Origin of the sequence: Chryseobacterium polytrichastri (assembly GCF_900142445.1) — a bacterium.
GTDB lineage: Bacteria > Bacteroidota > Bacteroidia > Flavobacteriales > Weeksellaceae > Chryseobacterium > Chryseobacterium polytrichastri.
In genome coordinates this window covers 44,824-69,043 of the sequence record NZ_FRAV01000003.1, presented here as the reverse complement: position 1 = coordinate 69,043, position 24,220 = coordinate 44,824, and the positions used below count along the sequence as shown (strand labels likewise).

The window sequence follows — 24,220 nt, the reverse complement described above, 5'->3', positions numbered from 1 at the left end:
GTTATTAGTTTTATCCTCTACTTCTCGTAGGGGATTTTTTATTGCCAACTATAGATTTATTTTATTTCTTAATAAAAGCAACCGCATCTACTTCTATCAACATATCATCCAATGCTAATCTTGGAACCGGAATTAAAGTACTTGCCGGAAAATCATTATTTTTCCATGTTGCATGCATTTCTTCTGTCCATATTTTGAGTTTTTCCTGATCATGATTAACAATGAGTATCGTGATTTTAAGAACATCTTTAACACCTAATCCATATGCCGCAAGCACTGTTTCCAAGTTCTTCAAAGAATACTTTACCTGAGTTCTAAAATCTTTAGAAAGGGTATGCTTCAAATCTTCTCCTCCGCTTTGCCCAGATATAAATACATATTTACCATCAACTTTATTCGTTGTAGCATGAGAAAAAGCAAACGGAGTTGGATCAAAGAGTGTTTTTGGATTTTTATTGACAATTGCTGTTGTATTACTTTTAGGCATTATTTTGTGATGATTTGTATTTTGTGAAAAGGCAAGAAATCCTGTACAAAAAGCAGACAGGCTAAATAATATACGTTTCATGATATTTTTTTATTGAATTATTGAAGCAAATTTAGATTTCAAAATTCCCAAAACACTCAACATATGTTGACGTTTCCCTATTTTATTGCGAGTAAATTTGTTGAATTTTTGAACCTGAATATTCAATAAAAAAAGTAATCAAGTATAAATCAATACTTTTTAAAAAAAAATGGACGAACCATTACAAATGATTCGTCCATCCTAGTATCTTTAAAACATTTAAAGATTGTATATTTTATAGCATTTTAGCCTTTTGCTTTTTCGTCTGTAAACAACTGAAAGCTTTCTTTTTTATCAATAAGCTGTAGTGGATATAATTGTGGATTATATTCTCCGTTCAGTACTTCATTCAATGCATGCTTTTTTGATTCACCGAATGCAACAAGCAAGATATTTTCAGCTTTGTTGATTACTGGAGCAGTCAACGTAATCCTGAACATTTCCTGAGGCTTTAGATAATACGCAGCAACCCATTTTTCCTTTTCATCTAAAACAGCTTCACCCGGAAATAAAGAAGCGGTATGACCATCATCTCCCATTCCTAATAGAATGAAATCAAAAACACCTTCATCACCAAGAACATTTCTAATCTGCTGCTCATATTGGGTAGCATATTCTTCCGGAAGTATTCCATCCTGATACATTGGAAAAATTTGATCTTTGTTCACAGGAACTTTATCAAAAAGGGCTTCAAACGTCATCTTGGCATTACTCTTCTCATCATCTAAAGCAACCCATCTTTCATCTACCCAAAAAAAGTATAGTTTATTCCATTCAATTTTTCCTGCATATTCTTGAGTCGCCAACAGATTAAAAATTGCTTTAGGTGAAGAACCTCCACTTAATGCAACCACAAAACGGTTATTTTTCTGAATAGATTTTTGTGAAAGATCAACAAAAGTATCTGCTGCCTTTTTATACAAATTATCTAAATCATCAAATACGGTAATATTCATTTTTTGTTTAATTTAAATTTATATTGTTTTATACCCAATTGTGACCCTGTCTTTCAACCAACGCAATACTTTCTTTCGGCCCCCAACTTCCTGCTTCATAGTTTGGAAAAGAGGAATCTTTAGTAGTCTCCCAAGCTTCCTGTATAGTTTTCACTACATCCCAAGCCTCTTCTACCTGATCTGAACGCATAAACAAAGTAAGGTCACCTAAAAGAGCATCCAACAATAATGTTTCATAGGCTTCAGGTGTATCTTCCTGGCAGGCGAAATTATCAAAGATCATTTCAACAGGCTTTAGAACCAATGAAAGCCCTGGTTTTTTAGCCATAAACTGTAATCTGATATCCATCAATGGTTGAATATTAATAATCAATCTATTAGCCGATAAATGTTGTGAACTTTCTGAAAAAGTAGAATGTGGAAGCGGTTTAAACTGAATCGTAATATAAGAATGCTTCTCCTTCATTTTTTTTCCTGTACGAACGTAGAAAGGAACATCTTGCCATCTTTCGTTGTCCAGATAGAATTTTACAGCTGCAAAAGTTTCTGTATTAGAATCCTCAGCAATCCCATCTTCCTGACGATAGCCTTTAGCTTCTACTCCATTCACTATACCTTTTCCATATTGGCCTCTCACAGCATAATGATCAACCTGATCAGACGAAATCCTACGAATTGATTTAAGAACATCCACTTTACGATCTCTAATTTCACCTGATTCCAACGAAGCTGGTGGCTCCATAGCAACCATACATAGAATCTGTAACAAGTGATTTTGAATCATATCTTTCAGGGCTCCTGTTTGCTCATAGAAAGCACCTCGGGTTTCAACACCAACCTCTTCTGCTACTGTAATTTGAACTGATTCTATATGTTTATGATCCCATAAAGGTTCAAAAATAGAATTCCCGAATCTGAATGCCAATATATTCTGTACTGTTTCCTTTCCTAAATAATGATCAATACGGTAAATCTGTTCTTCTTCAAAAGTCTCAGCCAGCAAACTGTTGAGCTCCATCGCCGATTGTTTATCATGACCGAAAGGCTTTTCAATAATAATACGGTCTTTTTTAGCATCAGAAGCTAATGATGTATTTTTGATATGATTGGAAATGGTGGAAACAAAATTAGGCCCGATTGACAAATAAAACAACCTGTTCCCTCTTGTGCCATATATCTTATCAAACTCCTCTAATTTCTGATGAAGATTCTTATAAGAACTTTCCTCATCTAGTTGGTTCTGAAAATAGGTAATATGGGCTTGAAAACCTGCCCAGTCTTCTGAAGTTATTTTTTTTCTTGAGAAATTTTCAAGATTTTCTTTAATGTAATTTTTAAAATATTCATTGGTATTATCTGCTCTTCCCAGTGCCAAAATATTGAAACCTTTGGGCATTCTACCATCGATATATAAATTATAAAACGCCGGAAAAAGTTTTCTTTTTGCCAAATCTCCCGTAGCCCCAAAAATTATAATCGTAGTTGGGTGCGAGGCTTTATTTTCATTCATTTTTCCGAATTTTAGTGAGTTGCTGTTTGCCATGAAGTGTGAAAAACACCTTCTCTGTCAATCCTTTGATATGTATGTGCTCCAAAATAATCACGTTGAGCCTGAATTAGGTTAACAGGAAGTGATTCTGTTGTATACGCATCGAAATATCCTAAAGCAGTCTGAATTCCTAAGCTTGAAACTCCATTTGAAGCAGCGAAAGCCGCAGTTTTTCTTAACGAATTAATTTTATCTTTAACAATAACCGAAATATCCTGATCTAATAAAATATTAGATAAATTAGAATCTTTAGAATATGCTGTGTAGAACTTTTCTAACAACACCGAACGAATGATACATCCGCCTCTCCAAATCTTCACAACATCTTTTAATGGAATCTCAAATTGATATTCTTCAGATGCTTTAACTAATAAAGCTAAACCTTGTGCATAGCTGATTAATGTCGCTAAATACAAAGCATCACCCACTTCCTGGATGAATAATTCTATATTTTCCGGAGTTTTAATTTCGTTTTTAGCATATAATTGAGAAGCCTGAACTCTCTCTTCTTTATACGCTGATAAAATTCTTGAAGTAACGGCAATATCAATAGTTGGAATAGAAACACCAATTTCCATAGCTTGCTCGGAAGTCCATTTTCCAGTTCCTTTTGCTCCTGCTTTATCTAAAATTTGATCTACAAGAGAACCGTCTGTTAATGAATCTTTCTGTTGGAAAATATCTCTGGTAATCTCGATCAAGAATGAATTCATTTCGCCATTATTCCATTCTTTGAAAACTTGGTAAAGCTGATCGTTATTTAGGTTAGCTCCTCTTTTCAGTAAATCATAAGCTTCGCTGATAAGCTGCATGATGGCATATTCAATTCCGTTGTGTACCATTTTTACATAGTTTCCGGCTGAATCTTTTCCCATATAGGCAGTACAGGCTTCATTATCAACTTTTGCAGAAATTGCCTCCAACATAGGTTGAAGAAGATGGAAGGCTTCCAGATCTCCCCCAGGCATAATACTAGGTCCTGTTCTTGCTCCTTTTTCACCTCCGGAAACTCCCATTCCCATAAAGTGTAGATTTTTTGAAGCTAGATCTGCCACACGTCTATTGGTGTCTTTAAAATAAGAATTACCGGCATCAATAACGATATCTCCTTTGCTTAAAAGTGGGGTAATATTCTCAAGAACTGCATCTACAGGTTTTCCTGCAGGGACCATAAGAATGATCTTCCTAGGTGTTTCCAATGCTGATACAAAATCTTCTAAAGTAGCTGTACCTTTTACTTTCATTTCTGAAGTGGCACCATCCTGTAATTCTTTTACTTTTTCTTCATCAAGATCAAATCCTGCGATCGAAAAGCCATTATCAGCAATATTATAAAGAAGATTCCTCCCCATCACTCCGAGACCGATCATCCCGTAATTATATCTTTCCATTGTAATGATATTAATATGAATTCTATTTTACGGAGTATAAAATTACGAAAATGCTAATTAGTAAAAAAATAAAAGAACAGAAAAAATATTTCAAATTGATTCTGCGAAAGTTTTCAAGTTGATTAAAAAGCTATAAAACACTCGAAATAAATCATTTAAAAACATTTAGTTTTAATATTATAAAAAGTATCAATATATGTATTTCTATGTCTGACAAAAAAGACATCCTATCAAATCAAAATTACCTATTGAAATTATAGAAAAGAAAAATTGACAGCTTATAAAATATTTGGTTCTTATCTAAAATACCTACACCACTACCTTTTTAGAAAACCTTCCTTTTCTTATATTTAAAACGCATACATTTTTTTCGCCAATTTAAACCGGAAATTTTATTTTGTTTTGTTTTTGCTTCTGCATAAATTTGTAAAAAATAAATTTATGAACTATACACTTGAACTCAATACGCAGGAGCGTGGATCTAACGTTGTTTTCAATACAATCGTGTTTGATTCGTTCAAGGTGAATATCGTTGAAAGATACGTTGGACGAATGGGTTTTAATCCAAAATTAGGTCACGTTTTGTTTAAAGTAAGGACTTTGAATGATGATATTATTACAACAAGAGACGGACATTTAAGAACAAAAGTTAAAGATGATAACTTTGAAACCTATCAGAAATTGACACAGGTACTTAACTCGTATGATTATAAAAATAAACTAATCAACAGAAAAGATGCGGAACAAGATTATGTTCATTTTATTTTAGGTTTAGTGATTGTGAATTATGAGCTTAATTAATAGATTTCTTAATTTCCTACTTCATATAAAATTATATAAAGTAGGAAAATAAGAAGTGAAGGTTGATAAGAGTACATACAAAGAAGCCTAAATTTGAGCAGGGCATATTTCATATTTACAAATCATAAATCCGTTTTATCAATTACCTTGTGAAGCCCCATTTAAATAATCATTACTGATATCCTTTTCCTTTTTAAAATCCATTTTTCCGAACTTGTAGCTGAAGCTTATTCCAAACGAACGAAGTGGTAATTCACGAACAGAATATGAGCTATAATCATTGGTATCAACTGTTGTAACTTGCTTGATATATCTATTAAAAGGATTGGTTGCTGTAATTCCTATACTGGCTTTTTTATTCCAAAACTGTTTTCTTGCTGCAATGCTGTAGGTGATGGACTGAGGATTTTTACCCTGTATATTTTTAGCGGCAGAATTGTAATTTCCAAACATTTCCAACATAACATCTTTTGGAAACTGATAATTCATATTTAGATTTAAACGATAACGAACTCCCATATCCACATTCCCAAAATAATCACTCACAATATATCTGTGAAACACCATCATATTTCCACGTATATTGAGTTTATTGTTAAAGAAAGGAACAGATCCTGATACAATACCTCCGGAATTATATTCTTTTCCAATATTATCTCTGGAAGTCACCGATACATTCGTATAATCTGTACCGTTTACGGTGTAAATCGGGTAAAAAGTCGTGATTTGTTTTAAATCCTGACTATTAATTCTTTCTGTAAGCGTTAGTGAAAGATTCGCTCCATTGCTAAAGTTCTTATTATAGCCTAGCTCCATATTATCTCCTATTTCCGGTTTTAATCCAGGATTTCCGGTCGTGATGTTATGCGGATCGCTAAAATTTAAAAACGGATTAAGCTCAGAATATTCAGGCCTTTCCACTCTTCGGGTATAGGCAAGTTTTACCGTTTCTCCACTCTCAAATTTATGCGATAAAATGAATGAAGGCACCAAAAGGCTATAAGCAGGAATATGGGTATTCTGATAATCTATTTTTACGGTGGTATATTCATAACGGGCACCAGCTCTTACATCCAGCCAATTGAATAATTTCAACGAAGAAGAAAGATACGCCGCATACACTCCCATATCATATTTCAAATGGTAAGACTGAAACGGATCTGATAGGTATTGTCCAGATACAGGGTCTAAAACATTAACATCCGTAGCATTGGTAATATGTTGGAGGATGGCTTTTGTTCCCATTTCAAGTGTTATTTTATCATTTATCGGCTGTACATAATCGATGGATAAATTATGCGTGTAATCTGTTCCCGGATTCTGTCCTGAAATACCATTATAAGGAGATAAACCTCCTGTTAAGCTTTGAGTTTGCAAATAGTTACTATTTGGTGAACCATAACTTACAACATAATCTGCCGTCAACTCCTGACCTTCTTTTTTAAATGTCTTTCTATAACTTAAATTTCCATCGATGGAATTCACAGAAGAACGGTTAACTGAATTTCTATAGCCAATAATAGACTGTTCACTTGAATTAGAAAAATCCGTAATATATTGTTCCTGATTGATGAGACCAATGCTTTTGTTGGCAAAATCATTATAAGAAACAGAACCGCTTAAGGTATTGGTTTTATTAATTGACCAATCAAAACCTAAGCCTGTACGATATCCATGTCTTTGAAAGTCGGTATACCCATTTTGTAACAAACGCGTTTCATTGGTCGCTGAGTGGGAAATTCTGTCCTGAGAAAAAGGTGTTCTGGATTTCAACTGTGCATTTCCGCTAAAGAAAGCATTCAGGCTGAAATCATTATTTCTGAAATTCAGATTCACCGAGCCTGTTTCAAAACGTGTTCCTGCAGAAGCGTTTACAATTCCATTAATTCCTTTTACTTTGCTTTCATTCAGAACAATATTAATAATTCCTCCGGTTCCTTGTGCGTCATATTTTGCTCCGGGACTGGTTACCGCTTCAATACTTTTGATCTGGCTGGCAGGAATAGAAGCCAATGCATCTGCCAAGCTATTTCCAAATATACTGGAAGGTTTTCCGTTGATCAAAAATCTAACATTAGGATTTCCCTGCAATTCTACATTTCCGTCGGCATCTACGGTTACCTGCGGAACTTTTCTCAAAACATCAATCGCTGCTCCGCTTTGGGAGGTAACATCATTCGCTACGTTATATATAATCTTGTCAATTTTATTTTCAACAATTGCTTTTTTTCCAACAATGATTACTCCTTCTATTGTCTTAGTTCGATTTCCGGCTAAGGAATCAATTGCTTTTGTAGTTATTTTTCCTGAATTTGTAGTTTGAGCATTCACCAATAAGGTAAATAGTAAAGTAAAAAGAATTGATACCTGTTTCACAGCGTTATATAATTAAGCCACAAAAATGAAACCCAATTCTGTAAAAATTTTGAATTTATCTGAGATATAGAAATAAAATCCTAAAACTCTTTAGAACTATAGTATATTTTTAAATCCATCATGTAGAGCATTACAAAACTGATTTTACTCAATTATTAAACTTCAACTTCTCTTTTTACTGATTTTTATATTTACATTTGCAAATTATTAATATTTGGTCTAAATAAATATAATGAAAACAAATTCCGTTTAATTAACATGAATATACAAAATGGCAGTTATACTTCTGCATTCCATCGCCATTTACCATCAGAAACTAAGACATTCACCCAAAACCGTAATCATTCCCTAGGAAACAAATCAAATTTGATGATTAGCTAAGGAATAAATTTTTTCAACTATGCTTAAACGATTAATTTTTTTATCTTTAATTCTATCCTATTTTTCATCCTATGCTCAAACTAAAACAGGAAGTATCTCAGGAATTATCACTTCTGTTGATGATGAACCTCTAGAGCTTGTTTCGGTTTCGCTTCTGGAACTCAATAAAAATACAACTACGGATATTAAAGGAAATTTCAATTTCTCCCAAATAGCTCCGGGAAATTATATTGTGAAAATTCAGATGCTGGGTCTTAAAGAGCAGCAAATTCCAATTGAAGTAAAAGAGGGTGAAGATTCACCGGTAAATTATAAACTGTCTAAAGAGAATATTCAGTTATTACAGGAAGTAAGAATTGCCGGAAATAATTCTAAGGTTACCAGAAAAGAAAGTCCTTATGTTGCAAAGCTTCCTATTAAATACCTAGAAAATCCTCAGGTTTATAATATTGTTCCCAAAGAATTAATCAATCAGCAAATGGCTGTGGATCTGGGAAGTGTTTCAAAAAATGTTCCCGGCGCCGGTATTCCGATGATTGCTAATCAGGGAAGAGTAACATTCCGTTCCCGTGGATTTGATACGGAACCTAATGCTAGAAACGGAGTTGCCGGTGCTGCATTCTCCTTTTTAGACAATGCCAACCTTGAAAGAATAGAAGCTATTAAAGGACCTTCCACAACTTTATTCGGTACACAGGTTTCAAGCAGTTACGGAGGATTATACAACAGAGTCACTAAAAAACCATACAATGGTACGGGTGGAGAAGTAAGTTATACAGGCGGAAGCTGGAATTTCAACCGACTTACTTTTGATACCAATACGCCGATAAATCCTGACAAAACAGCATTATTAAGATTAAACGGTGCTACCACTTTCGAAAAAAGTTTTCAAGATAATGGCTTCACCAACAGTTTAGCCCTTGCACCAAGTTTTTCTTATCAGATCAACGACAGACTTTCATTATTATTAGACGTGGAGTTTGGGATTGCAAAAGGAACTTCAGTGGTTCGTTTTAATCCTTACACAAAAAGTAATAAGATTCAATCTATTGCTGATATGAATTTCCCTTACAATAAAACATTTTTGGGAGATGACATCACCTACTCTACTCAAATGATGAATATTTTTGGACAGCTAAACTATAAGATATCCTCTTCATGGACGTCCCAAACGATATTCTCCCGCGCAAGATCAACAATCAATGGCTATATTACAGCCTTAAACGGTCGTTCTGATACGACGCTACAACCAAGCGTTATTGTAGGAAATACCAATTTTATCGCTACCAATCTACAGCAAAATTTCATCGGTGATTTCTACATCGGGAAATTCCGTAACAGAATGGTTGTTGGGTTAGATTATTACAACAATTTCAATAATTTCGACAGAGTTACCGTGAATGCTCCGGTCGTTAATTTTGTCAATACCCCAAAAGATTACCGAGTGACAAGAGATATGCTTGATACGCTTGCCAACACCGGAACTCCAAGAAAAGAAAAAAGTAGTGATAATACGTATGCCGCTTATGTTTCTGATGTTTTTGATATTACAGATCGATTAAAAGTAATGGCAAGTTTAAGAGTTGATAATTTCCATTACAATGGGGTTTATAACATTTTGACGGGTGAAACAGCTGGCGGTCTTAGTGTAAGCGGATTACAGGCAGGACCTTATACGCAAACCGCATTATCTCACAAATCCGGATTAATTTATGAAGTTTTAAAAGATAAAGTATCTCTTTTTGGAAATTATCTGAACGGGTTCTTTAACATCAGCGGGGTTGATAAAAACGGAAATAACTTTATTCCTCAAAAAGGAAATCAATTAGAATTCGGTGCAAAAGCAGATTTGTTTAATCATAAACTTGTGGGAACCATTAGTTATTATGACATTAAGGTAGATCATGTTTTGAGAACAGATCCTGATGATGCCAATTTTTCAATACAAGACGGATCACAATACAGCAAAGGGGTAGAAATAGATATTACAGCCAATCCTATTGCAGGGTTAACCATTATTGCGGGTTATGCCTACAACGACAGTAAGTTTACGAAATCTGATGCTTCTGTATTAAACCTTCGTCCTGCCGCTTCAGGGCCACAGAATATGTATAATTTCTGGGTAAGCTATGCTTTGACAAAAGGTAAATTCAGTGGTTTAGGAGCCGGTTTCGGAGGAAACATCGGTAGTATGTCTTATCAAACCAACACCCAAACGGCTAAAGTAATTATCCCTTCTTATAAAATGTTTGATGCCAGCGTATTTTATGATCGTCCTAAATACAGATTAGGTTTAAAAATAGATAATATTACCAGCGAAAGAGCATGGTCTGTAAGGCTAACTCCTCAGGCTCCGATACGATTTTTAGCAAGCCTAGCATTAAAATTTTAAATACCCTTTAAAAGATACTCGCTGTGAATAAAATTTTTTATTTATTATTTTCCCTTCTGCTAAGCAATTTTGCCTATGCTGATGGATATTGGATAGAACTAGATGGCTCTGGTAAGAGCAATGATACACTCACTATAAAAATTCGTTATGGTGGAGTAAATGACGAAAAAGAACGATACATCAAAAACGGAGACGATCTCAATAAAATGAAAGACTTCACCGTTACAGTCATTAGCCCAAGCGGTAAAAAAATCACCGTTCCTATTCAACAGAAATATGATCATTGGATAGGATATTACATACCAAAAGAAGACGGAATATTTCAGATTACCGCAATTGATACCAAGCTTCCGGTAGTTGAGCGAGAAAAAAGTCTTGAAAATATTAAGCCCATACAATATTTACACGCTGCCTACACCGTAAATAAGGGTGAAAAATATAAAGAAGAGATGCCTTATTTATATCTATCTGTTAAGATTGAAAAAAATGCTGCACTCGTTCATCCCTTTATCGATGGCCTTCCGGTAAAAGCAGGAACTTCGATAAGAATATTTTTACCCAATAATCAGGATATAAAAGTGATGACTAATAATCATGGTACTGCAACATTTCCTCTATCTCTAAAAGGAAATTATCTTATCCGCCTGGATCAATACGTTGATAAAAAAGGCGTTTTTGAAAACAAACAGTATTATTCGGAAAGACATCGCTATGATTATAGTCTTGAAGTTAAATAATAAAAAAACTGTTTAAACTAATCAAAAAGTCAAACCACAAAAGAGTCAAAAGCTATTATCGGATCATTTAACACTTAGCTATTTTGAAAACAAAGCTTACAAAAGAAAATATTTCGACTCCGCTCAATATGCAAATATTTTTTTTAACTTATGTGTTCTTTATTTACAATTCATGGTTAACTTAAATAATGCGTAATTCTTTTGTACCTTTTGTGGTTAAAAGAAAAAAATTAAACAAGTTCATCATTTATCTAATCATTTTAAAGCCAACAATATCGTTCCTCCAATAATAAGAAGCGCTCCCATTGCTGTTTTTAAGGTCAATGTTTCTTTAAAAAATAATACTGCAAAAATGATGGCTATTGCTACACTTAATTTATCTACAGCAGCCACCTGCGACACCTTCCCGATTTGTAATGCTTTAAAATAAAACAACCAAGACAAGCCTGTTGCCACGCCCGACAGAACCAAAAATATAATATTCTGTTTTGATAATGAACCTATTTCTTTGGCCTCCCCTTTTATCAATACAATACTCCAAACCAATATAAGAATGATGATTGTTCTAATGCCTGTTGCAAGATTAGAATTGATATTAGACACTCCTATTTTTGCAAAAATGGCCGTGAATGCAGCAAATAGCGCTGAAAGTAATGCATAATAAATCCACATAATAAAAGGTTTTAAGTTAACATCAAAAAGCTTTTTGTTTATTATAGATACCTCCTGTATTTTCAAGATAAAAATGGGCTGCAATTACCAAAAGAATGCATCCCAGCACAAAGCCTCCTAAAACATCTGTAAACCAGTGCGCTCCTAAATAAACCCTTGAAATAGCACCGACAACTATCATAACTAGGCAAATGAGAGTGAGAATTACTTTAACAGTCTTATTCAACTTATTTGTATTCATTACCATAAGAATCAGCGAACCAAAGAAAACCGTATAAAACAAGACGTGTCCGCTCGGGAAACTTTGGAATTTGGTATCTTCAAGTAAGGTCACCAACTTGGCAGACGGGCGAGGTCTGTTTATAAGCACTTTAAAAAACAACCCAACCACTCCTGAAAATAAGGTAGATAGCAATAAAATTGCTTCTCTTTTGAATTGTAATAATAGTAAAGCCAAAGAGAGAGATATTACTAATACAACAGAGATGGATGTTCTTCCAAACCAACTGATCCAGATCATAAAATTATTCAGCCTTAAACTTTGATTCTCCTGTATTTCCTTTGAAATATGGATATCCAAATATTGAGGCGGCTCTGCAATGACATAGCAACTTAAAAACAGAAATATCAAGATGAGCACTGCGAAAATACCCCACTCAACAGGGTTTACTTTTTTGAACTGAAAAGAATTAAGTCTCATAACTGGCATTTTATATCTGCAAAATAAAAAAATGATTCTGAATAAATTTTGAATATTGCTTACTATCAATCCTAAGAGTCTGAAATATTTTCATTGGGTTTGAAGTTTACCTTACTCAACAATGTAGGCAAAACAATCAGTAAAAGAGGTAGTGCAATAATAAAACCTCCAATAACAGCAATAGCCAAAGGCTGATGCATTTGCGCTCCCGTGCCAATTCCCAGAGCTAAAGGCATTAAAGCGATAATGGCTCCCAAAGCCGTCATTAATTTAGGCCGAAGCCTTGTGCTAATTGCATAAATCACAGCTTCTTCTTTGGTTTTAGTGGCTAAACTTTCGTGGAACTGCAAATAGGTAAAAATGGCATTTTCACCAATAATTCCAACCATCATAATGAGCCCTGTATAACTTCCGACATTCAGAGGAGTATTGGTTAAATACAGCAATATAATCCCCCCCGAAAGTCCTAACACAGAAACAAATAAAATGATTAAAGCAACCACAACATTTCTAAATAAAAAAAGCATCACCGAAAAAACCAACAAACTGGAAACTATCAAAATAATCAATAATTCTTTAAAAGATTGCTGCTGTTCTGCATAAGCACCACCATACACTACAGAATATCCGCTTGGTAATTTTATTTTCTGGTTGACCTGATTCTGGATGTCCTGAATGGTTCCTCCCAAATTCCCGTTATCTAATCTTGCCGTTACAATCCCTAATGTTTGTAAGTCTTCTCTGTTTACTTCCGCAGAACCCGTTACTACGCTTACAGTGGCAAATTCACTCAATGGTTTCAAAGTTCCGTTAGGCAAAGCAATCATACTGTTATTGATATCACTTAACGATTGATTGCTTTTTTCGTTATATAATAAACGTATTGGCGTATACTGAACCTTATCGAAAATATTGCCGGCTACATTTCCATCTAAATTGGCCTGCAACTGATTCTGAAAATCCGGTAAAGAAATATTGTACTGTGCTAAAACAGAGAGTTTGGGAGTTACAACCATTGATGGTCCTGCAATTACAATTCCATCGAAAACATCGGCTGTACCTTTTACTTTACTTACAATACCGGCGATTTTTTTTGAATATCCTTCAATGACTTTTTGATCGGTCCCGAAAACTTTAATTTCAATGGGCTGCACGCTACTCATTAAATCACCAAGCATATCTGTAATCACCTGCCCGAAATCAACAGTTAGAGGTAAGCCAGAAGCATCAATTTTTGTCCGAATTTCATCCGTAACTTCATTAGTAGTCTTGCTTCTGTCTTTTTTTAACTGAATTAAATAATCTCCTCGGTTCGGTTCTGTAATGAAGAATCCCATTTGAGTTCCCGTTCTTCGGCTATATGCAGCTACTTCGGGAGTTGAAGTAATGATCTTTTCAACTTGTTTTAATTCTCTGTCTGTTTCTTCAAGAGATGTTCCTGGCGGCGAATTATAATCTAAAACAATACTTCCTTCATCCATATCCGGCAAGAATCCGGTGCTTATATTCGGGAGGATTATTGCTGTAAGTACAATAAGAATTCCGATAAACAAATAACTGTACAATGGTTTTCTTATAAAGAAGCCTACCCATTTTCTTTCTTTTACATCGTGATGCTCAAGATTTTTTTCTTCTTTCTTTCCCGATGATAATAGCAAATAAACAATGGGTAATAATATCCATGTTGCAAAAAATGAACACACCAGCGTGATAATCATCGTATCTGTCATCACTTTAAAATAAGCCCCAGCCACGCCACTCATCAGCATAAAAGGAAGAAAGATCACAATGGTGCTTAATGACGAACCAATCATTGCTTTTAATAAATAATTAATGGCTTTCTGTACTAATGTTTTAGAGGATTCTTCAGGATGCTCTTCGTGAGTTCTATGGATCTGTTCTACCACCACAATAGCATCATCAATGATTAATCCTATGGCAGCAGCAATAGCACCTAATGTCATAATATTAAACGTCTGCCCCATTGCATACAAAACAAGCATGGTAAGACTTAAGGTAATTGGAATCGTGATTAAAATTACCGCACTCGCCTTCCATGAACGAAGAAAAATAATCGCTACAATAATGGCTAAAATCAGCCCTATCCACAAAGCATCGGTTACACTTTTAATAGAATCATTCACAAAATCTGCCTGAACGTAATAAGGTTTTAAAACAAGATCTTTTGGCAGTGTTTTTTGGAGTTCAGCAATTTTTGCCTCCATTGCTTTACTCAGATCTACCACATTCGCATTAGGTTGCTGTATAATGGCAATAAGAATACTTTCCTGTCCGTTTGCATTAACTTTTATATATTGTTTCGCATTGTGAACATTAATCTGGGCAATATCACTCAACAATACTATACGGTTTCCGTTGTTGCTCACCACAAGATTTTTCAACTGATTTTCATTACGAATCTGAGCATCGGTAAGCGTTAGATACAAATAGCGAAAATCTGAAGAATACCCATTTGATTTGATAAAATTAGTTGTGTTAATTGCCTGTTCCACCGAAGCCGGGGTAATGCTTAACCTTGCCATCATTTCCTGATTCATCACCACCCGAAATTCCTTGTCTTGTCCGCCAATAATTCTCACTTCACTCACGCCAGGAACCTGTGAGAGGAAAGGTTTTATGGTATAAAGAGCGAGTTGCTTTAATTCAATTGGATCTTTTGAACTAGAATTCAAAGAATACCCCATAACCGGAAGAATCGATGGATTCATTTTTTCAACGGAAATATTAATATCTGGAGGTAACTGATTTCTTACTTCATTCACACTGCTTTCAATCTGTTGTTTTGCCAGATCTACATTTACATTCCAATCCATAAATGCGGAAATTTCACAACTTCCTCTGCTGGTTGTGCTTTTTAAAACCTGCAGATCAGGAACTTTTTTCACAGCAGCTTCCAACACTTTGGTTACACCAACTGTCATTTGATTAACAGGCTGCTGCCCTGCATCAGCAATGATCTTTATCTTTGGAAAAGTGATCTGCGGAAATAAAGCAGACTGAATTTTAGTATAGGAATAAATTCCGCTCGCCAGTATTAAGAAAATCAATACCAATAAAGGGCTTTTATAGGTTACAAAAAATGACTTTTTCATCAGCTTAAGGTTTTTGTATTTTCACTGTTGCAGTATCACTCAACCCAAAATTCCCTGAGACAATTACTCTGTCTTTTGTTGTTAGATTACCGGATTTTATTTGGATGTATTTATCCGTTTCCACACCTTTTGTGATCTCTGTTTTCACAGCTGTGGTGTCATTAATTAATTTCATCACCCAAAAAGAAGATTGTGTTTCATCACTTACAACTGCCATTTTGGGCACCGATAATCCATAAGCGGAAGTTTTAGAAAAGCTTATTGTACCAATCAAATTCTCAGGAATATTGTTATTGGAAGCTTGTAAAAGGACTTTTACCGTTTGAGAAACAGGATCCACCGAAGGCATCACTTTAGTAATTCTTCCTTGCAAAACGGTATTGTCGGGCAAAGTAATTGGTAAAGCACCTTTACTTTTTATAATCTGAAGGTATTCGTAAGGTACATTCACCACAAAACCAAAACTGCTCGCATCTGTAATGGTTGCCAAGACTTCCCCATCCTGCACATAATCTCCAATCTGATGGTTCAACATGGCAACATATCCCGTTGCAGGGCTCGTTACCGTTGTTGCTCCATTAAAACGAAAAGAGGTATCCAATTTATTGATTGTATTTCCCAAAGCTCTTGCCTCTTTGGTCTGCAATCCGAAAAGGACGGAGCCTTTGCTCACTCGGTCCGCCAGTTTAATGGTCATTTTTGTGATATAGCCATTGCTGTTAGCCTTTACATCCGATTTTAATAAATAAGTTGCAGTCGCATTAAGCGTAATCATACTGTTAAGCTGAGCAGTATCGGAAGGATAAGCTATGGTGACAAGTGTTTTGGGTTTAGCATCAGGTTCAGACGCAGCCAAAGCATTTTCTCCTGTTTTTTTGCAACCTAAAACAACAAGAAATATGATGATGAGGGTGATTATTTTTTTCATAGTTTATGGGATGATTAAGTATTGCAATTGATTCTTCAGGTTGAACAAAGTAGTGTTGTATTGGATAATATTTCCTTTTAAACCAAGTAAATTATTAATGGATAAAATAAAATCTACCATTCTTACATCTCCTGTCGGCAGCTGCTTTGCATTGGCTTCAACTAAAGTTTTAGCGTAGATAATCTGCTGATTGGCGGTATTAATCATTTTATCATACTGTTCCATCTGATTATTGACCTGTAGAATCTGCTGTTGATATTGTCTTTGCGTTTGCTCAAGATATTTCTGGCGGGTTTCCAGTGATAATTGATTTTGCTGTAACAACATCTTTTTTTGATGCCCGTCATAGATAGGAATAGTAACTCCAACGCCAACACTCATTCCGAAATTTTTATACGGAGTTGTTGTGAATGAAGACTGATAACCACTATCTGAAAAGGCCATTACTTTAGGTTTATAATTATACTGAATGATCTTTGCATCGTTAGCCAATTTTAAACTGTCTGCCTGAAAAGCTTTTTCATAGATACTTCCGTCGAAAGAAGTTGGAGAAAGTACATCATTAAAAGAAGGTTTCTCAAGGGATTCAAAGGTATTATCTATCATTCCCGACAAATATTTCAGTAAAGAATAATTATTCTGCCAGTTGGCTTTCTGTTGTTCTAAGGTCAATTCATTTTGCTGAAGCGTTACTTTGAAGGTAAGATAATCTGTTTGCTTAAAAACCGCAGCCTGTGTCAGTTTTTTCAGGACTATATCTTCCTGATCCAAAAGATGAATAATCTCTTTACTTACATCATACTGCTGTTGGCTGGCATAAGTAGCTATATACTGATCTGTAATTTGCTTATTTAGCGTCTGAATACTAATGTTTTTCTGAGCCAAAACCTGTGCAATACTTGCATTAACACCCGCTAGTCTTGTATTAAGATTATTTCGGCTGATGAATTCTTTAGCAACTCTTACGCCCGCAAAAAGAGATTGCCCGTTGGTTAATGCATTATCATACCCCCATCCTTTTATACTCGGAGAATATCCCGCATTACCTTCTCCCGTAACAATAAAACCATAAGCTGCCTTTAATTTTAAACTGTCAATCCGATTAGAAATAACCTGATTGTTGTAATCATTTAGAACAGGACTGTTTACTTTTGCTGTTTCAAGAAAATAAGACAATGTATTTTTTGATTGTCCATTTACTACAGTACCACAGAAAAACATAACCGAAAACCAAAAACAACGAATAAGATATGTACGTAAAGTATCCATAATCTGTTAATTATTTAGTAAAGATAAGATACGATTTTGTAGAAATTCTGAATTGTTTACCTAAGACATTAACTCTTTAATCCGGTAATAATCTATAAAAATGCAGAAAAAACAGTGAAGAATTTGGAGCTAAAGGCTGAGTCCTGATTGCATAGTAAAAACAGGAATCTACGGTTTTGACATACAAAGCCTGTTTAAACTAATAAAAAATTAAACCGCAAAAGGTACAAAAGCTATTATTGAGTTATTTAAAGTTTAGCTCTTTTGAAAGCTTTGTTTTCAAAAGAATAAAAATCAAAGATTTTTTTAAACTTATGAGTTCTTGTTTGCATTTCATGATGAACTTCAATAAATAATATATCAATCTTTTGTCTCTTTTGTGGTTAAAATAGAAAGTTTAAACAAGTTTACAATAAAAAAAGCATAGTAATGATCTATGCTCTTAAAATGTATATTGATTTGGTAAATCTAAATTAACCCACTTGCTGTGTTGGTCTGAATAGAATTTCATTAATATCAACATCAGCCGGCTGACTAATGGCATAACCAACGGCACGGGCAAATGAATCCGGCGAAATAGCCATCGATTCATAGAACGCTTTTACACCAGTTGCTACATCTTCCTCGCTTATACTGTCAGGTAATTCTGTTGCAACGGCGCCAGGTGAAATAACAGTCGTACGAAGATTATATCCTTTCACTTCTTGGCGCAATCCTTCAGACAAAGCTCTAACAGCATGTTTGGTGGCCGCATAAACTGCACCGCCCGGAGACACTTTGTGACCTGCAACGGAAGAAACATTAATGATATGCCCAAACTTCTGTTCTTTCATATAAGAAAGCGCAGCAGCAATACCATACATAACCCCTTTGAGGTTTACATCTACCATCTTATCCCATTCATCAACTCGTAGCCGATCAAGTGGAGAATGCGGCATAATACCCGCATTATTAAGCATTACATCAATATGCCCGTAGGTTGAAACTGCTACGTCTACCAGAGCTTTAACATCTTGATATTTTGTAACGTCTGTAGCAATAGCAAGTGCGCGACCTCCATTATTGATGATCTCATCAGCCAGTGTCTGGATGCGTTCAATACGTCTTGCTCCCAGTATAACAATAGCGCCCTGAGCCGATAAATATTTAGCCGCTGCAGCTCCAAGACCGCTACTCGCACCCGTAATCACAATTACTTTTTCTGAGATATTTTCTGTTGTATTCATTATTTATAGTGTTTTATTGGTGTAATACAATTTGCTGTTATTATCATTTATAATACTCTTCATCGCTTACTGCATGCAACCATACTGCATTCCCTTTATCATTATTTGTTATGGCAACCTGAACAAAATATGTATCTGCACTTGCTCCGTGCCAATGCTCTACATTGGCAGGACATTTTATGACATCGCCTTTTCGCAGAATCTTTTTGGGTTGCCCTTTTTCCTGATAATAACCTACGCCATCAGTAACTAAAAGAATCTGCCCGGCAGGATGCAAATGCCATTTGGTTCTTGCCTTAGGCTCAAAGGTTACATTACCAACTGCCGTAGGGTTTTCTTTATCACTTGCTATCAATACGTTAAGATAAGCAATTCCTGTAAAATTCCCGGTATCTATTTTTTCGCCTTTGGCAAAAACGGTATCTCTTTGCATAGTGTATGTATTCTGGGTTTGTGCACTGAAAGTATTCAGTGTAAAAATGAAAATTATGATATTCGTTAATGAAATTAATTTTATCTTTTTCATATTGACTATTGATTTTTTCTTACTGCTTCAAATTTCACCTTGATGTTATCTGAACCTTTGAAGTATTCTTTTCCATCTTTCAACTTTGCAATAGTGATAAGCCCTGCTTTGATCGTACTATTATCCTGATGATAAAAAACTGCAAGGCCGCCGCCTAACCAATAGGCAATTTCACCATCTTCGAAAGTTGTTTTTATGCCATCTTTTTTTGAAAGAACTTCTGAAAGTGAACTGTATTTTTCTCTTCCATTCAAATCCTGCATTAATAAAGTTATTGGAAGTAGCTTAATAAAATCATCTGCAGTTTTATTACTCTTGAACTCTGCATACAAAACATTATCTCCAACTGTTATTTTTAATTGCAGGCTGTCTATTATTGGTACAGCTGTCCTAATCTCTTTTTTCATTCTATTATCATCCTCTATTTTACCTTGGGCACAAGCATATATTGATGCCAGTACAAGACTTAAGATCAATATAGATTTGAAATACGTCATTGAAAAAAGATTTGATTATAAAGAACTTGAATAAAATTTTAATAATTTATCAACTGCCTGATTTACATATTCGGGTTTCCAATAAGTTTGGATATGCGTGGCACCATCAATAATAAACATCTCTTTATTTTTTGCATTGGTTGCTTTGGCAAAGGCTTCGTCTGTCATGTATTTAGAATCTGCTTTACTTCCTGCAATCATGAGTAAAGGTTGCTGAATTAAGTCCATATTGGCACTTGCATCAAACGTCATTAAATCCATCAGGCTACTTGCTGTGTATTTTCCTGAAGAATTTGGGTGTGCATAAGTTTTGCCGTAATAAATCGTACCTTCTCTATATAAATCGAAAGGCATTTTTGCAATTTGCTCATCGGTTGGAAAGGTTTTAACATCTCCTATATATACCACTTCTCCTCCCGATGCTTCCTGCGCTCTTGCCGCCGCCGCTTGATTAAGCCTGTCCTGAATGGTATTAAGAGCTGAGTTCATATACCCATTTTTTCTGACTAAGCCTGAATTAAACATACTTAAAGTAGCCACCGATTTAAAACGCTTGTCGGATTGAGCCGCACTCAAAGAATAACCGCCTCCGCCACAAATCCCCAACAAACCAAGCTTTTGGGTATCTACGCCTTTGTATTGTGAAATAAAATCAGCCATCGCATGAATATCTTCAATTCGATTTGCCGGTTTATCTACATTTCTGGGAAAACCACCACTACCACCTTGGTAAGCTGCATCTGCAGTAATTGTGATATAGCCTTCTTCTGCCAATCTTTGTGCATACAAACCTGCAACCTGCTCCTTAACTCCTCCATTTGGATGAGCTACTACAACCGCAGGATATTTATTTGCCGGATTATAATTGGGTGGTGTATATACGTTGGCTGCTATGTTGATTTCATGGATGGTATAAGTAACAGGATGGATATTCACTTTACCCGCTACGTTTTCTGTAATAGCATCATCATATACTAATGTGAAAGGATTTTTTCTAGAAGCTGTTTTTTCATTTTTCATCGCATTTGTTTTAGAAATTATTGTTTTTTGCTGTTCTTTTTTTATCGTTTGAGCATTCGTGGTATGGAAAATTCCCACCAACAGAACTAATGTAATTATTGAAAATTTTACCGTTTTCATATTTCTTTGATCTTATAAATTATTTTGATGTTTGAGTAATTAATACTTGGTTTAAAACTGCCTTAGCAGCTTCTGCTTTTTTCTTGTCCATAGTTGGACTGATGAACGTAATAAACTCTCTTAACTGTTGAGGTAACCAGCCAACATGTAATGAAATACCTAAATGAGCCTGCAACATCGGGTCTGCATCACCAATAGCCGAGATAACAGAAATGGTAACCAATTCTCTTTGAGCATAAGTCAGCACATCTCTTTCAAAAATATCTGCAAACAGATGCTCTTTTAAAAAGCTGTCAATTGCCGGAGCAAAAGCAGAATAACCTGTAGGTTTATCGGGTTGTGGTGTACCTGTCAATTCTTCCAATATTTTTTTACCACGCTCATATTTGCTACTATCATTTATAATTGCTGAAGCCTCTGCACCAAGCAGATCTGTAATACCTTTTTCTTGACGCTCGTTTATTACCTCCATAAAAGTCTGTAAACCTCTTATACTTCTTGGAAAGCCACAATAAGCATAAGAATGTACCATGATTTCTTTTATCTCATTTACTGTTAAACCTGCTTCAAGGCCTTTATTTAATTGCTGTTTTAGTTCCGCCAGCTTGCCTTGTGCGGTAAAAGATGAAATAGTAATAATACTTTTATCTTTTATACTTAATTCTTTATTGGATGTTGCCATTTGTTGTGCTTTTAAAGGATTATTAAACAGTGAAGTGATTGCTATTATAAAAATTAGAAATTTTAATTGTTGTATCATTTTACTTTTAAAATTAAGACTCTGTTTTTCAGTATATAATTCGTATTTCTTTATTTTCATGCAATAGGTGATTTAATTTTTATGTCATTAATTATCCAAACCTTTTTGGTGTAACCATGTATTAAGAATGGTTGCTATTTCCTGATTATTTAGATCAGACATTATGAAATGGGTATTGCCTTTAATTCCTATTTCTGGCAGATGCACAATGGTAACATCGCCTCCATAATGATTTACTACTTTTGCCCATTGCTTAGCCGTAGCCAATACATTACGCCAAAAATTTAAGGAAGCTGCATTGGTTTCTTCTTTAGGAATATAATCTCCAAAATAAACTACAATAGGAATTTTTGTAAGCTTCATAAATCCATGCATTGGAACACCTTTCCCAGCACGATTTCCTTTCGGTACTTCGCCCTCTGGAAAAGTAAAACCTCCTGGTTCAATAGCTACAATTGCTTTTACATGAGTATTTTTTATTGCCGTTTTCCACCCAGGTACACCACCTGCAGAATGTGTAAACAATATCCCCTCTCCTGATTGGTCAAATACAGCAGACAGTGAATTAACAATCGTTTCTTCATCAACATTCCCTGTATTTGGGGTCATCATACGAAAGAAATTATTTAATGATTTTTCATCTTTCGGAAACTGAACCCCCTCATTAAAATTAGGATATAGACCTATACGAAACTGTGTAAACCATGTTTGATCATAAGGAATTGCATCTACCTGAGCAGACTTAATCGTTTGTCCAGCATCACCTCGGCCCGGTTGGTCTACAAGATAAACACTATAGCCTTTTCTTAAAAAAATGTCTGAAAAGCCCTCTCTACCGTCAGCTGTAGTTTGCCAACTGCGACGGGACTGCCCGTAGCCATGCAGAAATATCATTGACTTCTGCTTATGCTTTTCTGGAATCTGATAAAATACATCTGCGTGGTCTCCATGGCGGGTTTGCCCACCTTGTTGTTCATTCCAAGGTTTTAATGCATCGTAAGTACCTTCACTTTTAATGACTGTTCCTCCTGCAGAAAATGCGCCCTGTTTTTCAATTATCAATGGTTTCTGTTTTTTCATATTTTGAGAAGAAATAGTATTTGATGCAAGTGCAAATAATAAGATGGCTAAATATTTCATGATTCTTTTTTACATTTAATAATTTGATATTACAAAGATGAGAAGAAGAAGTTCTTGGGTTTGTATACCAATCACTGTATTACTAACCAATATCACGGATTAGGGCATACGAATATAAAAAGCTATTAATGAATTAAGTAATTTTGTAGTGTTACTGCAAAAAAAACAATGCAATGGAAGATTTAATTGATTTTAAGAATATTAAAGAATATAACGCTTTTAATAACCAGGAAACGCTCCATCCATTGGTTAGTGTGGTAGATTTAGATCTAGCTGCTCCTCGGCAAGGCCGCCGTCTGCGCTATGAGTTTTATACTGTTTTCCTAAAAAAGATTCATTGCGGAGACTTACGTTATGGTTTAAATAATTATGACTACGAAGAAGGCACATTGATATTCTTAGCACCGGGACAGATTATAGGAAGTAATAGCGAAGATTATTATCAGCCACAAGGTATAGCATTGGTATTTCACCCAGATTTAATCATAGGAACTCCTTTAGCCAAAAATATTCACGACTATCATTTTTTTTCTTACGCAGTAAATGAAGCTTTACATTTGTCTGAGCAGGAAAGAATCATCATAATGGACTGCCTGAGTAAAATTGAATACGAACTGAAACATTCTATTGACAAGCACAGCAAACAATTAATTGTATCAAATATCGAGTTATTCTTACATTATTGCACTCGATTTTATGACCGTCAGTTTATTACAAGAGATCATGCCAACAAAGGGATATTAGAAAAATTTGAAGAACTGCTGAATTCTTATTTTTTATCCGACAAACCTTTAAACAAAGGCTTACCTTCTGTTACATCCTGTGCTGAAGAATTACATTTGTCTACCAATTACTTCGGAGACTTAATTAAAAAAGAAACCGGTAAAACAGCCCAAGAATATATACAGGCAAAGGTAATTGAGGTGGCCAAAGAAAGAATTTTTGACGCTGATAAATCTATCAGCGAAATTGCTTACGAATTGGGCTTTAAATATCCACAGCATTTTTCTAGACTCTTCAAACAAAGAACAGGGACAACCCCTAACGAATACCGAAATTTAAATTAATCATTAAAAACTTTTCGCTTTATATATTGTA

At 35.0% G+C, this 24,220-nt stretch carries 20 protein-coding genes; 4 read left to right on the top strand and 16 right to left on the bottom strand.

The annotated features are described in order from the left end of the window. Positions 1 to 61: 61 nt before the first annotated feature. From BUB80_RS02620 to gndA, 4 genes are all read right to left on the bottom strand, one after another. Positions 62 to 568 (bottom strand): RidA family protein, encoded by a 507-nt coding sequence (locus tag BUB80_RS02620; protein WP_228433649.1) that lies wholly within the window; start codon positions 566 to 568, stop codon positions 62 to 64. Positions 569 to 813: 245 nt separating this feature from the next. Beyond that, on the bottom strand, positions 814 to 1,524 hold the full coding sequence (gene pgl, locus BUB80_RS02615; RefSeq protein ID WP_073290662.1) for a 6-phosphogluconolactonase: 711 nt from the start codon (positions 1,522 to 1,524) through the stop codon (positions 814 to 816). A 28-nt stretch (positions 1,525 to 1,552) separates the two neighbouring features. Further along, positions 1,553 to 3,034, bottom strand: a complete 1,482-nt coding sequence (gene zwf, locus BUB80_RS02610; protein ID WP_073290852.1) for a glucose-6-phosphate dehydrogenase — start codon at positions 3,032 to 3,034, stop codon at positions 1,553 to 1,555. Positions 3,035 to 3,045: 11 nt separating this feature from the next. After that, positions 3,046 to 4,464: an NADP-dependent phosphogluconate dehydrogenase gene (gndA, locus tag BUB80_RS02605; protein ID WP_073290660.1), complete on the bottom strand. Its 1,419-nt coding sequence runs from the start codon at positions 4,462 to 4,464 to the stop codon at positions 3,046 to 3,048. A 441-nt stretch (positions 4,465 to 4,905) separates the two neighbouring features. On the opposite strand from gndA, the gene BUB80_RS02600 reads away from it, so the two are divergent. Beyond that, complete coding sequence (locus BUB80_RS02600) at positions 4,906 to 5,265, top strand: prevent-host-death protein (protein ID WP_073290658.1); 360 nt, start codon at positions 4,906 to 4,908, stop codon at positions 5,263 to 5,265. A 138-nt stretch (positions 5,266 to 5,403) separates the two neighbouring features. Here the strand turns inward: BUB80_RS02600 and BUB80_RS02595 are convergent, their stop codons facing one another. Then, a complete protein-coding gene (locus BUB80_RS02595; protein WP_073290656.1) occupies positions 5,404 to 7,641 on the bottom strand; it encodes a TonB-dependent receptor domain-containing protein in 2,238 nt (745 codons plus the stop codon). A 400-nt stretch (positions 7,642 to 8,041) separates the two neighbouring features. Here BUB80_RS02595 and BUB80_RS02590 point away from each other — a divergent pair, with 400 nt between their 5' ends. Both BUB80_RS02590 and BUB80_RS02585 read left to right on the top strand, forming a co-directional pair. Next, positions 8,042 to 10,414, top strand: coding sequence for a TonB-dependent receptor (locus BUB80_RS02590; protein WP_073290654.1), 2,373 nt, complete (start codon positions 8,042 to 8,044; stop codon positions 10,412 to 10,414). A gap of 23 nt (positions 10,415 to 10,437) precedes the next feature. Next, on the top strand, positions 10,438 to 11,151 hold the full coding sequence (locus tag BUB80_RS02585) for a hypothetical protein (protein ID WP_073290652.1): 714 nt from the start codon (positions 10,438 to 10,440) through the stop codon (positions 11,149 to 11,151). Positions 11,152 to 11,406: 255 nt separating this feature from the next. Here BUB80_RS02585 and BUB80_RS02580 read toward each other — a convergent pair whose 3' ends face one another. The 11 genes from BUB80_RS02580 to BUB80_RS02530 all read right to left on the bottom strand — a co-directional run bounded on the left by BUB80_RS02580 (position 11,407) and on the right by BUB80_RS02530 (position 23,062). Next, positions 11,407 to 11,823 (bottom strand): EamA family transporter, encoded by a 417-nt coding sequence (locus BUB80_RS02580; RefSeq protein WP_073290650.1) that lies wholly within the window; start codon positions 11,821 to 11,823, stop codon positions 11,407 to 11,409. 22 nt (positions 11,824 to 11,845) lie between these two features. Next, the gene (locus BUB80_RS02575; RefSeq protein WP_073290648.1) at positions 11,846 to 12,523 is read right to left on the bottom strand and encodes a phosphatase PAP2 family protein; all 678 of its coding nucleotides are present in this window, start codon (positions 12,521 to 12,523) and stop codon (positions 11,846 to 11,848) included. A gap of 71 nt (positions 12,524 to 12,594) precedes the next feature. After that, positions 12,595 to 15,636, bottom strand: a complete 3,042-nt coding sequence (locus tag BUB80_RS02570; protein WP_073290646.1) for an efflux RND transporter permease subunit — start codon at positions 15,634 to 15,636, stop codon at positions 12,595 to 12,597. Positions 15,637 to 15,640: 4 nt separating this feature from the next. Beyond that, positions 15,641 to 16,564, bottom strand: a complete 924-nt coding sequence (locus tag BUB80_RS02565) for an efflux RND transporter periplasmic adaptor subunit (RefSeq protein ID WP_073290645.1) — start codon at positions 16,562 to 16,564, stop codon at positions 15,641 to 15,643. A 3-nt stretch (positions 16,565 to 16,567) separates the two neighbouring features. After that, positions 16,568 to 17,833 (bottom strand): TolC family protein, encoded by a 1,266-nt coding sequence (locus BUB80_RS02560; protein WP_083547003.1) that lies wholly within the window; start codon positions 17,831 to 17,833, stop codon positions 16,568 to 16,570. 473 nt (positions 17,834 to 18,306) lie between these two features. Beyond that, positions 18,307 to 19,059, bottom strand: coding sequence for an SDR family oxidoreductase (locus tag BUB80_RS02555; RefSeq protein ID WP_073290641.1), 753 nt, complete (start codon positions 19,057 to 19,059; stop codon positions 18,307 to 18,309). Between the two features lie 43 nt (positions 19,060 to 19,102). Then, positions 19,103 to 19,585, bottom strand: a complete 483-nt coding sequence (locus BUB80_RS02550; protein WP_073290639.1) for a cupin domain-containing protein — start codon at positions 19,583 to 19,585, stop codon at positions 19,103 to 19,105. A gap of 5 nt (positions 19,586 to 19,590) precedes the next feature. After that, a complete protein-coding gene (locus BUB80_RS02545; protein WP_073290637.1) occupies positions 19,591 to 20,082 on the bottom strand; it encodes a cyclophilin-like fold protein in 492 nt (163 codons plus the stop codon). 15 nt (positions 20,083 to 20,097) lie between these two features. Then, positions 20,098 to 21,222: an alpha/beta hydrolase gene (locus BUB80_RS02540; protein ID WP_083547001.1), complete on the bottom strand. Its 1,125-nt coding sequence runs from the start codon at positions 21,220 to 21,222 to the stop codon at positions 20,098 to 20,100. 19 nt (positions 21,223 to 21,241) lie between these two features. Next, the gene (locus BUB80_RS02535; protein WP_228433647.1) at positions 21,242 to 22,042 is read right to left on the bottom strand and encodes a carboxymuconolactone decarboxylase family protein; all 801 of its coding nucleotides are present in this window, start codon (positions 22,040 to 22,042) and stop codon (positions 21,242 to 21,244) included. A 27-nt stretch (positions 22,043 to 22,069) separates the two neighbouring features. Further along, positions 22,070 to 23,062, bottom strand: coding sequence for an alpha/beta hydrolase (locus tag BUB80_RS02530; RefSeq protein ID WP_228433645.1), 993 nt, complete (start codon positions 23,060 to 23,062; stop codon positions 22,070 to 22,072). A 233-nt stretch (positions 23,063 to 23,295) separates the two neighbouring features. Here BUB80_RS02530 and BUB80_RS02525 point away from each other — a divergent pair, with 233 nt between their 5' ends. Beyond that, the gene (locus tag BUB80_RS02525; RefSeq protein WP_073290633.1) at positions 23,296 to 24,189 is read left to right on the top strand and encodes a helix-turn-helix domain-containing protein; all 894 of its coding nucleotides are present in this window, start codon (positions 23,296 to 23,298) and stop codon (positions 24,187 to 24,189) included. The last annotated feature ends 31 nt before the right edge of the window (positions 24,190 to 24,220 follow it).

Excerpts from the sequence above, each read along its gene's own strand:
- BUB80_RS02580 (WP_073290650.1), bottom strand. The coding sequence starts at position 11,823 with ATGTGGATTTATTATGCATTACTTTCAGCGCTATTTGCTGCATTCACG.
- pgl (WP_073290662.1), bottom strand. The coding sequence starts at position 1,524 with ATGAATATTACCGTATTTGATGATTTAGATAATTTGTATAAAAAGGCA.
- BUB80_RS02600 (WP_073290658.1), top strand. The coding sequence starts at position 4,906 with ATGAACTATACACTTGAACTCAATACGCAGGAGCGTGGATCTAACGTT.
- BUB80_RS02530 (WP_228433645.1), bottom strand. The coding sequence starts at position 23,062 with ATGAAAAAACAGAAACCATTGATAATTGAAAAACAGGGCGCATTTTCT.
- BUB80_RS02535 (WP_228433647.1), bottom strand. The coding sequence starts at position 22,042 with ATGAAAATAAAGAAATACGAATTATATACTGAAAAACAGAGTCTTAAT.
- BUB80_RS02575 (WP_073290648.1), bottom strand. The coding sequence starts at position 12,523 with ATGAGACTTAATTCTTTTCAGTTCAAAAAAGTAAACCCTGTTGAGTGG.
- BUB80_RS02620 (WP_228433649.1), bottom strand. The coding sequence starts at position 568 with ATGAAACGTATATTATTTAGCCTGTCTGCTTTTTGTACAGGATTTCTT.
- BUB80_RS02570 (WP_073290646.1), bottom strand. The coding sequence starts at position 15,636 with ATGAAAAAGTCATTTTTTGTAACCTATAAAAGCCCTTTATTGGTATTG.
- BUB80_RS02540 (WP_083547001.1), bottom strand. The coding sequence starts at position 21,222 with ATGAAAACGGTAAAATTTTCAATAATTACATTAGTTCTGTTGGTGGGA.
- zwf (WP_073290852.1), bottom strand. The coding sequence starts at position 3,034 with ATGAATGAAAATAAAGCCTCGCACCCAACTACGATTATAATTTTTGGG.
- BUB80_RS02525 (WP_073290633.1), top strand. The coding sequence starts at position 23,296 with ATGGAAGATTTAATTGATTTTAAGAATATTAAAGAATATAACGCTTTT.
- BUB80_RS02545 (WP_073290637.1), bottom strand. The coding sequence starts at position 20,082 with ATGACGTATTTCAAATCTATATTGATCTTAAGTCTTGTACTGGCATCA.
- BUB80_RS02555 (WP_073290641.1), bottom strand. The coding sequence starts at position 19,059 with ATGAATACAACAGAAAATATCTCAGAAAAAGTAATTGTGATTACGGGT.
- BUB80_RS02550 (WP_073290639.1), bottom strand. The coding sequence starts at position 19,585 with ATGAAAAAGATAAAATTAATTTCATTAACGAATATCATAATTTTCATT.
- gndA (WP_073290660.1), bottom strand. The coding sequence starts at position 4,464 with ATGGAAAGATATAATTACGGGATGATCGGTCTCGGAGTGATGGGGAGG.
- BUB80_RS02560 (WP_083547003.1), bottom strand. The coding sequence starts at position 17,833 with ATGGATACTTTACGTACATATCTTATTCGTTGTTTTTGGTTTTCGGTT.
- BUB80_RS02590 (WP_073290654.1), top strand. The coding sequence starts at position 8,042 with ATGCTTAAACGATTAATTTTTTTATCTTTAATTCTATCCTATTTTTCA.
- BUB80_RS02565 (WP_073290645.1), bottom strand. The coding sequence starts at position 16,564 with ATGAAAAAAATAATCACCCTCATCATCATATTTCTTGTTGTTTTAGGT.